Source organism: Burkholderia glumae LMG 2196 = ATCC 33617, from assembly GCF_000960995.1.
Classification (GTDB): Bacteria; Pseudomonadota; Gammaproteobacteria; order Burkholderiales; family Burkholderiaceae; genus Burkholderia; species Burkholderia glumae.
Genome location: NZ_CP009435.1, coordinates 1,616,584 through 1,629,755, shown reverse-complemented (window position 1 = coordinate 1,629,755; position 13,172 = coordinate 1,616,584). Strand labels below are relative to the sequence as shown.

General features: G+C 69.7%; 14 protein-coding genes and 1 other RNA gene. 6 read left to right on the top strand and 9 right to left on the bottom strand.

Annotation, left to right across the window (positions count from 1 at the left end; translation table 11 throughout):
* The first annotated feature begins 60 nt into the window (after positions 1 to 60).
* The 4 genes from ruvA (at position 61) to KS03_RS20010 (ending at position 4,188) form a co-directional block, all read left to right on the top strand.
* A complete protein-coding gene (gene ruvA, locus KS03_RS20025; RefSeq protein WP_012734663.1) occupies positions 61 to 642 on the top strand; it encodes a Holliday junction branch migration protein RuvA in 582 nt (193 codons plus the stop codon).
* A 100-nt stretch (positions 643 to 742) separates the two neighbouring features.
* Positions 743 to 1,810 carry a Holliday junction branch migration DNA helicase RuvB gene (gene ruvB / locus KS03_RS20020; protein WP_012734662.1) on the top strand — a complete coding sequence of 356 codons (1,068 nt, stop codon included), beginning with the start codon at positions 743 to 745 and terminating at the stop codon, positions 1,808 to 1,810.
* A gap of 19 nt (positions 1,811 to 1,829) precedes the next feature.
* Positions 1,830 to 2,906 carry an oxygenase MpaB family protein gene (locus tag KS03_RS20015; RefSeq protein WP_012734661.1) on the top strand — a complete coding sequence of 359 codons (1,077 nt, stop codon included), beginning with the start codon at positions 1,830 to 1,832 and terminating at the stop codon, positions 2,904 to 2,906.
* 187 nt (positions 2,907 to 3,093) lie between these two features.
* Positions 3,094 to 4,188: a ParB/Srx family N-terminal domain-containing protein gene (locus KS03_RS20010; RefSeq protein ID WP_012734660.1), complete on the top strand. Its 1,095-nt coding sequence runs from the start codon at positions 3,094 to 3,096 to the stop codon at positions 4,186 to 4,188.
* Positions 4,189 to 4,251: 63 nt separating this feature from the next.
* Here KS03_RS20010 and KS03_RS20005 read toward each other — a convergent pair whose 3' ends face one another.
* The 3 genes from KS03_RS20005 to tyrS form a co-directional block, all read right to left on the bottom strand.
* Positions 4,252 to 4,914 carry a histidine phosphatase family protein gene (locus KS03_RS20005; RefSeq protein ID WP_012734659.1) on the bottom strand — a complete coding sequence of 221 codons (663 nt, stop codon included), beginning with the start codon at positions 4,912 to 4,914 and terminating at the stop codon, positions 4,252 to 4,254.
* Positions 4,915 to 5,003: 89 nt separating this feature from the next.
* Positions 5,004 to 5,462 (bottom strand): D-aminoacyl-tRNA deacylase, encoded by a 459-nt coding sequence (dtd, locus tag KS03_RS20000; protein WP_012734658.1) that lies wholly within the window; start codon positions 5,460 to 5,462, stop codon positions 5,004 to 5,006.
* Positions 5,459 to 6,700, bottom strand: a complete 1,242-nt coding sequence (gene tyrS, locus KS03_RS19995; protein WP_012734657.1) for a tyrosine--tRNA ligase — start codon at positions 6,698 to 6,700, stop codon at positions 5,459 to 5,461. Before tyrS ends, dtd begins: the two co-directional genes overlap by 4 nt.
* Before the next feature lie 201 nt (positions 6,701 to 6,901).
* On the opposite strand from tyrS, the gene KS03_RS19990 reads away from it, so the two are divergent.
* Positions 6,902 to 8,005 (top strand): anhydro-N-acetylmuramic acid kinase, encoded by a 1,104-nt coding sequence (locus KS03_RS19990; protein ID WP_045678951.1) that lies wholly within the window; start codon positions 6,902 to 6,904, stop codon positions 8,003 to 8,005.
* A 101-nt stretch (positions 8,006 to 8,106) separates the two neighbouring features.
* On the opposite strand, the gene erpA is transcribed toward KS03_RS19990, so the two are convergent.
* The 3 genes from erpA to rplM all read right to left on the bottom strand — a co-directional run bounded on the left by erpA (position 8,107) and on the right by rplM (position 9,517).
* Positions 8,107 to 8,481, bottom strand: a complete 375-nt coding sequence (gene erpA, locus KS03_RS19985) for an iron-sulfur cluster insertion protein ErpA (RefSeq protein WP_012734655.1) — start codon at positions 8,479 to 8,481, stop codon at positions 8,107 to 8,109.
* A 201-nt stretch (positions 8,482 to 8,682) separates the two neighbouring features.
* Positions 8,683 to 9,075, bottom strand: coding sequence for a 30S ribosomal protein S9 (gene rpsI, locus KS03_RS19980; protein ID WP_012734654.1), 393 nt, complete (start codon positions 9,073 to 9,075; stop codon positions 8,683 to 8,685).
* Positions 9,076 to 9,088: 13 nt separating this feature from the next.
* Positions 9,089 to 9,517, bottom strand: a complete 429-nt coding sequence (gene rplM / locus KS03_RS19975) for a 50S ribosomal protein L13 (protein WP_012734653.1) — start codon at positions 9,515 to 9,517, stop codon at positions 9,089 to 9,091.
* 676 nt (positions 9,518 to 10,193) lie between these two features.
* Between rplM and KS03_RS19970 the strand changes: the two genes are divergently transcribed.
* Entirely contained in the window at positions 10,194 to 10,616 is a 423-nt protein-coding gene (locus KS03_RS19970) for an OsmC family protein (protein WP_012734652.1), read from the top strand.
* An 86-nt stretch (positions 10,617 to 10,702) separates the two neighbouring features.
* Here KS03_RS19970 and rnpB read toward each other — a convergent pair.
* The 3 genes from rnpB to pyrC form a co-directional block, all read right to left on the bottom strand.
* Positions 10,703 to 11,118, bottom strand: an RNA gene (gene rnpB / locus KS03_RS29075) — RNase P RNA component class A.
* 72 nt (positions 11,119 to 11,190) lie between these two features.
* Positions 11,191 to 12,024, bottom strand: a complete 834-nt coding sequence (locus KS03_RS19965) for a DUF3025 domain-containing protein (RefSeq protein ID WP_039203511.1) — start codon at positions 12,022 to 12,024, stop codon at positions 11,191 to 11,193.
* Positions 12,021 to 13,091: a dihydroorotase gene (gene pyrC / locus KS03_RS19960; RefSeq protein ID WP_012734650.1), complete on the bottom strand. Its 1,071-nt coding sequence runs from the start codon at positions 13,089 to 13,091 to the stop codon at positions 12,021 to 12,023. Before pyrC ends, KS03_RS19965 begins: the two co-directional genes overlap by 4 nt.
* Between the last annotated feature and the right edge of the window lie 81 nt (positions 13,092 to 13,172).

The following is a 13,172-nucleotide window of genomic DNA, read 5'->3' as shown; positions in this document are numbered from 1 at the left end:
GGCGCGCTGGCGGCTGCCGCGTGCGCTACACTCGCGCTTTCCCCCATCGTCGTCCTCGTCATGATCGGTCGCATCGCCGGCACCCTGCTCGAAAAGAATCCTCCCCACCTGCTCGTCGATTGCAACGGCGTCGGCTACGAGCTCGACGTGCCGATGAGCACGTTCTACAACCTGCCGCCCACGGGCGAGCGCGTGGTGCTGCTCACCCAGCTGATCGTGCGCGAGGACGCGCACCTGCTGTACGGCTTTCTCACGCCGCAGGAGCGCTCGGCATTCCGCGAGCTGCTGAAGATCACCGGGATCGGCGCGCGCATGGCGCTCGCGGTGCTCTCCGGCATGAGCGTGCAGGAGCTCTCGCAGGTGGTGACCATACAGGACGCCGCGCGCCTGCAGCGGCTGCCGGGCATCGGCAAGAAAACCGCCGAGCGCCTGCTGCTCGAACTGAAGGGCAAGCTCGGCGCCGACCTCGGCGAGCTGGCCGGCCAGGCCTCGCAGTCGGACCACGCGGCCGACATCCTCAACGCACTGCTCGCGCTCGGCTACTCGGAGAAGGAAGCGCTGGCCGCCATCAAGAACGTGCCGGCCGGCACCGGCGTGTCCGAGGGCATCAAGCTGTCGCTGAAGGCACTGTCCAAGACCTGAGCGGGCGAGCCGTGCGGCTACTGTCCCATCTGCGGGCGCGCCGCGCGAGTCGGCCGTTCGGCCGGTTCGTCGGCTCGGTTGCGCGCGGTACAATGCCCGCATGATCGAAACCGACAAACTCGCCGGCGAGCGCATCATCGCCGCCACGCCCGCCTCGTCGCACGAGGAGGCGTTCGAACGCGCGCTGCGGCCGCGCCAGCTTGACGAATATGTCGGCCAGGAAAAGGTGCGCGGCCAGCTCGAGATTTTCATCGAGGCCGCCAAGCGCCGCGCCGAGGCACTCGATCACGTGCTGCTGTTCGGGCCGCCCGGCCTCGGCAAGACCACGCTCGCACACATCGTCGCACGCGAGATGGGCGTCAACCTGCGGCAGACTTCCGGCCCGGTGCTGGAGCGCCCGGGCGACCTTGCCGCGCTGCTCACCAACCTCGAAGCGAACGACGTGCTGTTCATCGACGAGATCCACCGGCTCTCGCCCGTCGTCGAGGAAATCCTGTACCCGGCGCTCGAGGACTACCAGATCGACATCATGATCGGCGAGGGGCCGGCCGCGCGCAGCGTCAAGCTCGACCTGCAGCCGTTCACGCTGGTCGGCGCCACCACGCGCGCCGGCATGCTGACCAACCCGCTGCGCGACCGCTTCGGGATCGTCGCACGGCTCGAGTTCTACGACGCCAGCCAGCTGTCGCGCATCGTGCAGCGCTCGGCCTCGCTGCTCAACGCGCGCATCGATCCGCACGGTGCACTGGAGATCGCGCGCCGCGCGCGCGGCACGCCGCGGATCGCCAACCGGCTGCTGCGCCGCGTGCGCGACTACGCCGAAGTGAAGGCCGACGGCGAGATCACCGAGCGCGTCGCCGATGCCGCGCTCGCGATGCTCGACGTCGATCCGGTCGGCTTCGACCTGATGGACCGCAAGCTGCTCGAGGCGATCCTGCACAAGTTCGACGGCGGCCCGGTGGGCGTGGACAACCTGGCCGCCGCGATCGGCGAGGAACGCGACACCATCGAGGACGTGCTCGAACCCTATCTGATCCAGCAGGGCTTCCTGCAGCGCACGCCGCGCGGGCGCGTCGCCACGCTGCTCACCTATCGCCACTTCGGGCTGCCGGTGCCCGACAGCCACACGCCGGGGCTCCCGGGCATCGACGACGACACGCGGCGCTAGGCCGCCCGGAATCCGCACGATGCCCCGCCCGCCCAGCCACGCAGCCGCCCAGCCGCAAGCAAGCGGGCTTGCGCAGCGCCTGCGCGCGCGGCTCGCGGGCGGCGTGACGCTGTTGACCACGGGCGGCGGCGGGCCGTCGATCGACTATGCCGCGCCGCCGGGCGATCCGGGCCTGTTCGGCCCCGAGGCGGTCTGCTGGCGCGTCCACGCCGATTTCACCTCGATGATGACGGGCGGCATCGCCGCGCTGCTGCTGCAAGCGCTGCACCCGCTCGCGCTGGCCGGCGTCTGGGACCATTCCACGTTCCGCACCGACATCCTTGGCCGGCTGCGCCGTACCGCGACCTTCGTGGCCGGCACCACGTTCGGCAGCCGCGCCGACGCGCTCGCCCTGATCGAGCGCGTGAAGACGATCCACGCCGCGGTGACGGGCACCGCACCGGACGGGCGACCCTATCGCGCGAGCGATCCGGCACTGCTGACCTGGGTCCATGTGGCCGAGGTGTCGAGCTTCCTCGCCGCGTATCTGCGCTATGTGAACCCTGCGCTGTCCGGCCCCGAGCAGGATCGCTACTACGCCGAGACCGCGCTGATCGCGACGCTGCTCGGCGCGCGCGACGTGCCGGCCTCGCGCGCCGCAGTGGCCGCCTATCTGGCGCGCATGCGCGGCGAACTGGCCGCCAGCGAGCGCACGCGCGAGGTGATCCGCGTGCTGCGCGACGCGCCGGTGCCGCGCGCGTCGATGAAGCCGGCGGCCGCGCTGCTGTTCCACGCCGGCATCGACCTGTTGCCGGACTGGGCGCAGCGCCAGCTCGACCTCGCCTCGCTCGCGCCGGTGCGGCGCGTGGTGGCGCGGCCCGGCATTCGTCTGATCGCGCCGGTGTTTCGCTGGGCGCTCGTCAATGGCGCGTCGAAGCGCGCCCGGCGGCGCGCGGCGGCGGCGCCGGACGCCGTCATGACGCCGACGGCCTCCACCCCGGCCGCGCCGCAGCGGCCGCCGCCGGCGAACTCCGGCGACGCGCCAGGCGCCCGCGATCCCGCCCGCGCACAGCATTCGGCCGCCGACGCCGCCGGTGAGCCGCCCGGACCACGCTGAGCCGCCCGTCCTGCCGGCGGCGGAGCCCAGGCACCGCGCGGGCCAAGCCATCTGGCCGGCGCCCTCGGACTCGCGATTGTCATCGCACCGATATCGAGTCACCATCACGCTGCGGCGGCACGCTTGCACCGCTGCTCGCGCCGCTACCCGCAGCGGCGCCCTGCCCATTTTCACGTCCGCTCTCACGATGCCTGCTGCTTCGCTCAGCCGTTTTGCCCTGGCCGCCCCGCTCTGCTCGCTGCTCGCGCTCGCCGCCTGCGGCGGCGCCACGTCCGCCGCTGCACCCGCCGCCGCATCCGCCGCCGTTCGGCAGCCGGCTGCCACGGCGGTACAGCCGCTGCCCGGCAAGTGGGCCGCGGCCGCCGCCGGTCAGATGCTCGATGTCGCGCTCGGCGATCTGCACCCGACCCAAGCGGCGCTCGGCTATGACCAGATCTACTACAAGCTCGGCCGCTACGAGCGCGATCCGCTCCGGAAATTCGACGACTTCTGCGCCGACGAGGGCCTTGGCGGCCTGAGGAAGAACGGCGCCTCGCCCCGCTCGACGCTGACCAATGCGGCGAGCTACGCCTGCACGACCACCGACCCGCGCCAGCGCGACACCAGCGTGCTGAACCCGGTGGTGGTCGGCCCGAACGGCGACACGCTGTACCTGACGGACGGCCATCACGGCCTGTCGACCTACTACGAGGTGCCCGGCGGCGGTCCGACGCTGCATGTGCACGTGCTCGTCAAGGACAACCTGAGCGGCTACTCCGGCAGCGCGTTCTGGGCACAGATGCAACGCCGCGGCTACACGCGCCTGAAGGACGCGAACGGCGCCGCGATCACGCCGGCGCAACTGCCCACCGGGCTCGGCCTCGAGCTCGGCATGCAGGACGACGTCTATCGCTCGCTCGTCTACTTCACGCGCGGGATCGGCTACCGCAAGCCGACGTCGCCCACCGATTTCCTCGAGTTCTACTGGGCCGACTGGCTGCGGGCGAGGTTCCCGCTGTCGGGCTACACGCTCGCGAAGCTCGGCGCGACCGCCCCCGATCCGGCCACGGCCGACACCGGCTATCTGAACGCCATCTGGAACGCGTCGCGGCGCATGGTCGGGGCTGCCGACCCGGTGATCGACGGCAAGACCGGCGCCGATCTCGGCCGGCTCGCGCGGCTCAACGCCGGCAGGCAATACACGACGGGAGCGTTCGGCGAGCTGAGCGCGCCGCTCACGGCGGCCAAGCCGGGCAAGCTCGCCTACGCGCTCGCCTACAAGGCGCGCCACGGCCTGCCGTGAACCGCGCAGGGGCGGCAGGAACGGCACCGCACCACGGCACCGCGAGCGCGGGGCCGTGATCGTCTACAGCACCTTGCGGTAGCCGTCGTCGTCGCTGTCGCCGTCGAGATGCGCGACGTCGGCCCAGCGCACGACGCGCAGCGCGTTGCCGTCGGCCTCGACCACGTTGATGCTGGCGTTGAGCAGCGCGTACTGGCGCGGCGCCTCGAGCGGCAGCGAGGCCGCGCGGCGATAGATGCAATCGAGCACGCCGCCGTGCGTGACCACGGCAATGCGGCCGCCCGGATGCGCGGCCACGATCGGCGCGAGCGCATGCAGCACGCGGTGATGGAACGCGCGATGCGATTCGCCGCCGGCCGGCTCGAAGCCGGGGTCGCGCGTCTGCCACTGCGCATAGGCATCGGGATAGCGCGCGGCGATCTCGGCGCTGTCGTGGCCCTGGAACGCGCCGTAGGCGCGCTCGCGCAGCCCGGCGTCGAGCCGCACCGGCAGGCCGAGGGCATCGGCGCTCGGCTGCGCGGTCTGCCGCGCGCGCTGCAGATCGCTCGAATAGATCGCGTCGAGCCGGGCGCCATCGGCCGCCTCGCGCGCGAGCCGCTCGGCGAGCCGCGCCGCCTGCTGGACGCCGGTCTCGGCGAGCGCGATGTCGATATGCCCCTGAATGCGCTTGATGCGGTTCCAGGGCGTTTCGCCGTGGCGGATGAAGAGGATTTGCGTCGTGGTCATCGGTTGGCCGATCGGAATGCGAAGAAGCGAAGCAGTGAGCCGAGCGGGCGCGGCAGCCGGCCGGCGCGGGTCCGTCGCGCGCCGGCCTGTCAGGCGCGAGCCTGCAGCCAGAACGTGACGGGCCCGTCGTTGACGAGCGAGACCTGCATCTCGGCGCCGAACTCGCCGGTCTCGACGATCGGGTGCCGCGCCCGCGCCGCTTCGACGAAGTAGGCGAACAGCCGCGCGCCTGCTTCGGGCGGGGCGGCTGGCGTGAAGCTCGGCCGCATGCCGCTGCGGGTGTCGGCCGCGAGCGTGAACTGCGAGACGAGCAGCAGGCCGCCCGCCGTGCCCGCGCCGTCGAGATTCGTGACGGGCAGGTTCATCTTGCCGGCCGCGTCGCTGAACACGCGGTAGCCGAGCACTTTCGCGAGCAGCTTGTCGGCCTGTGCCTCGGTGTCGTCGCGCTCGGCGCAGACGAGCGCGAGCAGGCCCGCGCCGATCTGCCCGGTCACGCGCTCGCCGACGCGCACGTCGGCGCGCCGCACGCGCTGGATCAGCGCGATCATGCGCCGACCGTCACGCGCGCGAAGCGCCGCTTGCCGACTTGAACCACGTACTCGCCCGCCTCGACCTTGAGGCCCTTGTCGGAAACGGTGGTGCCGTCGATCTTCACGCCGCCCTGCTCGATGTTGCGCAGCGCCTCGCTGGTCGAAGGCACCAGGCCAGCCTGCTTGAGCAACTGGCCGATCGCGAGCGGCGCGCCGCCGAGCGACACCGACGGGATGTCGTCGGGCACGCCGCCGCGCGCGCGGTGGTTGAAGTCCTCGAGCGCCTGCTCGGCGTCGGCCTGCGAGTGAAAACGTGCGACGATTTCCTGGGCGAGCAGCACCTTGAAGTCGCGCGGGTTGCGGCCCGCCTCGATCTCGGCCTTGAACTTCTCGATCTCGCGCATCGGCCGGAACGACAGCAGTTCGAAGTAACGCCACATCAGCACGTCCGAGATGCTCATCAGCTTGCCGAACATCTCGGCCGGCTTCTCGCTGATGCCGACGTAGTTGCCCTTCGACTTCGACATCTTCTCGACGCCGTCGAGGCCTTCCAGCAGCGGCATGGTCAGGATGCACTGCGGCTCCTGGCCGTACTGCTTCTGCAGCTCGCGGCCCACCAGCAGGTTGAACTTCTGGTCGGTGCCGCCGAGTTCGAGGTCGGCGTTCAGCGCGACCGAATCGTAGCCCTGCATCAGCGGGTAGAGGAATTCGTGGATCGAGATCGGCACGCCGCCCTGGAAGCGCTTCGTGAAATCCTCGCGCTCGAGGATGCGCGCCACCGTGTAGCGCGAGGCGAGCTTGATCATGCCGTCGGCGCCGAGCGGCATCGACCATTCGCTGTTGTAGCGGATCTCGGTCTTGTCGCGGTCGAGCACCAGCGCGGCCTGCTCGAAATAGGTCTTCGCGTTGGCCTCGATCTGCTCGCGCGTGAGCGGCGGGCGCGTGGCGTTGCGGCCCGACGGATCGCCGATCAGCGAGGTGAAGTCGCCGATCAGGAAAATCACCGTGTGGCCGAGATCCTGCAGCTGGCGCATCTTGTTGAGCACCACCGTGTGGCCGATATGGATGTCGGGCGCGGTCGGATCGAGCCCCAGCTTGATCCGCAGCGGCGTGCCGGTCGCCTCGCTGCGCGCCAGCTTCTGCGCGAACTCGTCCTCGATCAGCAGTTCGTCGACGCCGCGCTTGGTGATCGCGAGCGCCTCGCGCACGGCATCGGTGATCGGGAGCGCGGGCTTCGTTTGGGGATCGTGGCTCATCGGTGCGGAAAAGGAGGAAAGTCGGAAAAGCGGTGATTTTCCCATAACTTCCGCGCGCATCGCTTAACGGCGCCGCCGCTTGCGCGGATAATCGGACCACGCCGGCGGGTATGCCGCCCGCGCGCTCGACGACAGGAGAACACCGTGGCGCCACCTCGCAAGCAAGCCGACCATTCCGCCGACGGCGTCTATCTCGGCCTGATGTCGGGCACCAGCATGGACGGCTGCGACGGCGTGGCCGTGCGGTTCGCCGCGCACGCGCCGCCCGTGGTGCTGGCCGAGGGCTTCGCCGACTTCGACCACACGCTGCGCGACGCGCTGTTCGCGCTGCAGCAGCCGGGGGCCGACGAGATCGACCGCGAGGCCCAGGCGGCCAACGCGCTGGCCGCGCGCTATGCGGCCTGCTGCCACGCCTTGCTGCGCTCGGCGCAGCTCGCACCCGACCAGGTGCGCGCCATCGGCGTCCACGGCCAGACCGTGCGGCACCGGCCCGAGCGCGGCTACACGCGGCAGATCAACAGCCCCGCGCTGCTCGCCGAACTGACCGGCATCGACGTGATCGCCGATTTCCGCGCGCGCGACATCGCCGCGGGCGGCCAGGGCGCGCCGCTCGCGCCGGCGTTCCATGCCACCGTGTTCGGCGCGCCAGACGAGACGCGCGTGGTCTGCAATCTCGGCGGCATCAGCAACATCACGATCCTGCCGGCCGAGGGTGCGCAGGGCGGCGCTGGCGTGCGCGGCTTCGACTGCGGGCCGGCCAACGCGCTGCTCGACGCCTGGGCGCAGCGCCAGCTCGGCAAGCCGTTCGACGAGGACGGGCGCTTCGCCGCGAGCGGCAGGCTCGACACGGCGCTGCTCGCGGCGCTGCTCGCCGAGCCGTATTTCGACCTGCCGCCGCCGAAGAGCACGGGCCGCGACCTGTTCAATCCGGATTGGCTCGACGCGCGCCTGCGGATGTTCCCGCAGGTCGCGCCGCCCGACGTGCAGGCCACGCTGGCGGCGCTGACCGCCGCGACCGTGGCGCGCGAGATCGCGCGCCACGCGCCGGACTGCCGCGCCGTCTACGTATGCGGCGGCGGCGCACGCAATCCGGTGCTGCTGCGCGCGCTCGCCGATGCGCTGGCCGAGGCGGGCGTGGGTGCGGCGGTCGACACCACGGCCGCGCTGGGCGTGCCGCCGCAGCAGGTCGAGGCGATCGCGTTCGCCTGGCTCGCCTGCCGCTTCACGGCGCGCGCGGCCGGCAACCTGGCCGGCGTGACGGGCGCGGCCGGGCCGCGCGTGCTGGGCGCGCTATACCCGCGCTGACGGCAGGGAATCATGCGCACCACGACAAAAACCCCACGCAAGGCGTGGGGTTTCGGGATCGCGGGCGACGCTGGCCCGCGCGCTGCGTCAGTGGCGGCCGGTCAGACCGAGAACGACGAGCCGCAGCCGCAGGTGGTGGTCGCGTTCGGGTTCTTGATCACGAATTGGGCGCCGTTCAGATCGTCCTTGTAGTCGATCTCGGCACCCACCAGATACTGGTAGCTCATCGAGTCGATCAGCAACTGGACGCCGCTCTTGTTCATCACGGTGTCGTCCTCGTTGACTTCCTCGTCGAACGTGAAGCCGTACTGGAAGCCCGAGCAGCCGCCGCCCTGCACGAATACGCGCAGCTTCAGCTCGGGATTGCCCTCTTCCTCGATCAATTGCTTGACCTTGTCGGCGGCGGCGTCGGTAAAGACGAACGGCGCCGGCATTTCGGTGGGGGTGGTTGCCGCGGATTCGGTGACAGCGTTCATGCGAACTCTCCAAAAAAGCCATTGCCGCTATTGTAGGGCGGTTCCGGAGATCGTGCCGAAGTCCGCGAAATCAAGCGGTTTGCGCCCTGATTACGGCCGGCGCGCGCCGCTCTCGCGAGCCGCGCGCGCAAAAAAAACCGCCGGTCGGGACCGGCGGTTTGGGTCGCGAGCATCGCCCGCAGGCGATGAACCGACAAGCGCTTAACGCTTCGAGAACTGCTTGGCGCGGCGTGCCTTGCGCAGACCGACCTTCTTACGCTCGACTTCACGCGCATCGCGCGTGACGAAGCCGGCGCTCGACAGTTGCGGCTTGAGCGTCGCGTCGTAGTCGATCAGCGCGCGCGTGATGCCGTGACGCACCGCACCGGCTTGACCCGTTTCGCCGCCGCCCGTCACGTTGACCTTGATGTCGAACGTTTGAGCGTGGTTCGTCAGTTCCAGCGGCTGACGCACGATCATCAGCGACGTTTCGCGGGCGAAGTAGTCGGCGATGGGCTTGCCGTTGACGATGATGTCGCCCTTGCCAGCCTTGATGAAGACACGAGCGACTGCGCTCTTGCGGCGGCCCGTACCGTAGTTCCAGTTACCGATCATTTGGTGGGTCCCCTTAGATCTCGAGCGCCTTCGGCTGTTGTGCCGAATGCGGATGGGTCGCTTCTGCGTAGACCTTCAGCTTCTTGATCATCGCGTAGCCGAGCGGGCCCTTCGGCAGCATGCCCTTGACCGCCTTCTCGAGCGCGCGGCCCGGGAAGCGTTCCTGCATCTTGCCGAACGTCGTTTCATAAATACCGCCCGGGTAGCCCGAGTGACGGTAGTACTTCTTGTCCAGAACCTTGTTGCCCGTGACCTTCAGCTTGCTGGCGTTGATAACGATGATGAAATCACCGGTGTCGACGTGCGGGGTGAACTCGGGCTTGTGCTTGCCGCGCAGACGGCGTGCCACTTCGCTGGCGACACGTCCGAGAACCTTATCCGTCGCGTCAATCACGTACCATTCACGCGTCACCTCATGGGCTTTTGCGGAAAACGTCTTCATGATCGATCCAAAAATAATGACTGCTGCCCTTGTTTTTTTCCTGCTTGGATTTGGTTGCGCTCCGGGCGCTGTGCAGGCTCTCCCTGATTCTTCTCCGCGGGCATGAATGCGGAAAACCCTGAATTATAAAGGAATTCAGGCAGACCGGTCAAAGAAATCCGCTTGGGCGGGCAAACCGGGCCCGGCTGCCGCTGGCAACGCAGCCCGTGGGCTCCGCCGGCTACCGGCCCCGCAGCCAGGGCAAGCTGCCGTTTCGTGCGCGCGGGACGAAAAAAAGCCCGAACTGTCGTTCGGGCTCAATCCACCTTTGGAGGAGGGTGGAGGAGACATGCGGAGATTGCCGCAGCGCGTCAATCAATGACTGCAATTGTAGGAGCCGGCGCCCGGCAATACAAGAAAACCTACATGATGAAATCGAAATTCATGATATGAAATTTTCTTGCTGCTTTGCGGCATCGATGTTTTTCTTATTGAAATCATGAGGTTAATAAAAATCATCAGATCATTTGTGTGCACCGATCTAGAGCAAAACCCCTAACCTGCCGCCTCGAACAACGCAAAGCCGCACCGCGCGCGACGGTCGATCATTGCCGTTTCCGCACCGCATCAGCCGAGCGTGTCGACGCGGGCTACAATGCCGGTTCGTCATCGAAGCCGAAGAGGCTGGAGCACACGCATGGAATGCAAAGTTAGCTGGATGGGCCAGGACGGCATGGCGTTCGTCGCGCAGACGGGCAGCGGCCACCTCGTTACCATGGACGGCGCGCCGGGAGGCGGCGGCAACAACCTCGCCCCGCGTCCGATGGAAATGGTGCTGCTGGGCACGGGCGGCTGCACCGCGTATGACGTCGTGCTGATCCTGCAAAAGAGCCGCCAGGAAGTCACGGGCTGCTCGGTGTCGCTGAAGGCCGAGCGCGCGAGCGAGGATCCGAAGGTGTTCACCAATATCCACTTCCACTTTACCGTCACGGGCCGCAACCTCAATCCGGCCACCGTCGAGCGCGCGATCAACCTGTCGCACGACAAGTATTGCTCGGCATCGATCATGATCGCGAAGACGGCCGAACTCACCCACTCGTTCGACATCGTCGCGGGCTGAGCGGCGCCGCCGGCTCAGGCCGCACCGCCGGCCGCCAGACGACAAGGCCGGCGCCAATCCTGGCGCCGGCCTTGGTTCATGTGAGGAGGCAAAGCGGGCCGATAAGCCGGATTCTGTGCATCACGCGCGTCCGGGGACGCACGCGACGTGGCAGTCATTCCTCTAGGCGCGCCATTGCTGACGCGCTCGAGCTTCCTACCCGCAGACGAGACGGGGGCACCGTCCTGCATCGCGAAGATGCGCGCCTGCCTACTTGGAATTGCTCCGGGTGGAGGTTACCGTGCCGGTCTGCGTCGCCGCAGCCGCGGTGCGCTCTTACCGCACCGTTTCACCCTTACCTGATCCCGGCTTGCGCCGGGCCATCGGCGGTCTGTTCTCTGTTGCCCTGTTCCGCGTGTCGCCACGGATGGCCGTTAGCCATCACCCTGCCCTGGCGGAGTCCGGACTTTCCTCGCCCCGCACGACCGGAAGCCGTGCGGGCCGCGACTGCCTGGCCCACTTTGCGAGGCGAATTCTAGCATCGACGCGGCCCTGCCGCGAACCGGACCATCCTCGGCCGGGGCCGTGCCGTGCCCTAGCCGTGCGCGCGGCGGCCGGCGCGGAACACTCGCGGGTCGTCGTAGAAGCCCGGCTCCGCGTTCGCGGCGCACCAGCCCGGCACGCCGAGCACCGGCACCGGCGCGAAGCCGCCGTGCGGCGGCAGGCGAGCATCGAAGCCAGCGGCCACGTGCGCGTCGAGCCAGCCTCGGCGCGCGCCCTCGTCCCAACCGAACCAGGCGGGCGGCGCCTCGACGATCCAGGCATGCGCGCAGCAGGCCTTGTAGGGCGCGACGAGTTTCTCGAGCAGCGCGTGGCCCACCAGCCGCAGTTCGCAGGCCCGGCCCCAGGCTGCACGCGCCTCGACGAACAACGCGCGCCAGCCGAAGCGGCGCAGCGCGTCGCCAAGCGCCGGATCGGCGGTGACGAACAGCGCCCCGTTCTCGTCGAGCAGCGTCAGCGCATCGCGCAGGCCGCCGCGCGTGCCGCCCACGCCGAGCGCGTCGATCGCCGCGGACTGTCGCGCGTTGATCGCGGCCTTGAGGCGCGGATAGGCGAACCAGACCAGCGCGTTGAAGAAATCGTGGAGGTTGTGGCGGGTCGGCACGCCGCCGGTGGTGGCGATCTGCGTCTCGTAGGCGACGCCGGCCGGCAGCGCGGCCTGCTCGATGAACCGCAGCGGCAGGCCGCGCCCGGTGCCGATGCCGGCCGCGGCCGCGTCGGCGGCCACCGCCGCGAGCCAGGCGGCCTCGCCGGCCAGCGCGGCTGCCTGCCAGCGCGGCCCGCGCGCCGCGAACGGTGCGAGCCACGGCAGTTGCCAGTCGATCGCCGCAAAGCCGGCGCCGGACGGGCCCCGCGCGGCACCGCTCACACCAGGCGCCAGCCGATCGGCTCGCCGCCGCGCAGCGGCACGACCGCGGTGTCGCCGGCCTCGACGGTGGCCGGCAACTGCCAGGTCTCGCGACGCAGCGTGACCGTCTCGGTGGCGCGCGGCAGGCCGTAGAAATCGGCGCCGAAGAAGCTCGCGAAGCCCTCCAGCTTGTCGAGCGCGCCGGCCTGGTCGAACGCTTCCGCGTAGAGTTCGAGCGCGTGCAGCGCCGTGTAGCAGCCGGCGCAGCCGCAGGCCGCTTCCTTGGCGCCCTGTGCGTGCGGGGCGCTGTCGGTGCCGAGGAAGAAGCGCGCGTTGCCGGAGGTCGCCGCCGCCACCAGCGCCACGCGGTGCGTCTCGCGCTTGAGCACCGGCAGACAGTAGTAATGCGGCCGGATCCCGCCCGTGAAGATCGCGTTGCGGTTGTAGAGCAGGTGATGGGCGGTGATGGTCGCGCCGAGCATGCCGGGCGCCGCGTCGGCGTCGCGCACGTAGTCGGCCGCGTCCTTCGTCGTGATGTGCTCGAACACCACCTTGAGCGCCGGGAAATCGCGGCGCAGCGGCGTCATCACGCGATCGATGAACACCTTCTCGCGATCGAACAGGTCGATCTCGGCATTCGTGACCTCGCCGTGGACCAGCAGCGGCATGCCGGTTTCCTGCATCGCCTCGAGCGCGCCCGAACATTTGCCCAGGTCCGTCACGCCGGCGTCGGAGTTGGTCGTCGCGCCGGCCGGATAGAGCTTCACGCCGTGCACGAAGCCGCTTTCTCGCGCGCGGCGGATCTCGTCGGCCGGCGTGTTGTCGGTCAGGTAGAGCGTCATCAGCGGCTCGAAGGCCATGCCGGCCGGCAGCGCGGCGAGGATCCGCGCGCGGTACGCCTCGGCCTGCGCCGTGGTGGTCACGGGCGGCTTCAGGTTCGGCATGATGATGGCGCGGCCGAACTGGCGCGCCGTGTGCGGCAGCACGGCGGCCAGCATCGCGCCGTCGCGCACGTGCAGGTGCCAGTCGTCGGGACGGGCGAGGGTCAGCGAGGTGACGGGGGCGGCGGAGGCGTTCGGAGCGGTCATTGGGGCGTCGTCGGGTGGGCGGGCGGCGGCGCGCGCGGGCCGCGGCGCCCGCCGTCCCGCGGCCCGTCGCGAGTGACGGAA

Bases quoted from the DNA above. Each gene is read 5' to 3' on its own strand.
- ruvA (WP_012734663.1), top strand. From the start codon at position 61: ATGATCGGTCGCATCGCCGGCACCCTGCTCGAAAAGAATCCTCCCCAC.
- ruvB (WP_012734662.1), top strand. From the start codon at position 743: ATGATCGAAACCGACAAACTCGCCGGCGAGCGCATCATCGCCGCCACG.
- KS03_RS20015 (WP_012734661.1), top strand. From the start codon at position 1,830: ATGCCCCGCCCGCCCAGCCACGCAGCCGCCCAGCCGCAAGCAAGCGGG.
- KS03_RS20010 (WP_012734660.1), top strand. From the start codon at position 3,094: ATGCCTGCTGCTTCGCTCAGCCGTTTTGCCCTGGCCGCCCCGCTCTGC.
- KS03_RS20005 (WP_012734659.1), bottom strand. From the start codon at position 4,914: ATGACCACGACGCAAATCCTCTTCATCCGCCACGGCGAAACGCCCTGG.
- dtd (WP_012734658.1), bottom strand. From the start codon at position 5,462: ATGATCGCGCTGATCCAGCGCGTGCGGCGCGCCGACGTGCGCGTCGGC.
- tyrS (WP_012734657.1), bottom strand. From the start codon at position 6,700: ATGAGCCACGATCCCCAAACGAAGCCCGCGCTCCCGATCACCGATGCC.
- KS03_RS19990 (WP_045678951.1), top strand. From the start codon at position 6,902: ATGTCGGGCACCAGCATGGACGGCTGCGACGGCGTGGCCGTGCGGTTC.
- erpA (WP_012734655.1), bottom strand. From the start codon at position 8,481: ATGAACGCTGTCACCGAATCCGCGGCAACCACCCCCACCGAAATGCCG.
- rpsI (WP_012734654.1), bottom strand. From the start codon at position 9,075: ATGATCGGTAACTGGAACTACGGTACGGGCCGCCGCAAGAGCGCAGTC.
- rplM (WP_012734653.1), bottom strand. From the start codon at position 9,517: ATGAAGACGTTTTCCGCAAAAGCCCATGAGGTGACGCGTGAATGGTAC.
- KS03_RS19970 (WP_012734652.1), top strand. From the start codon at position 10,194: ATGGAATGCAAAGTTAGCTGGATGGGCCAGGACGGCATGGCGTTCGTC.
- pyrC (WP_012734650.1), bottom strand. From the start codon at position 13,091: ATGACCGCTCCGAACGCCTCCGCCGCCCCCGTCACCTCGCTGACCCTC.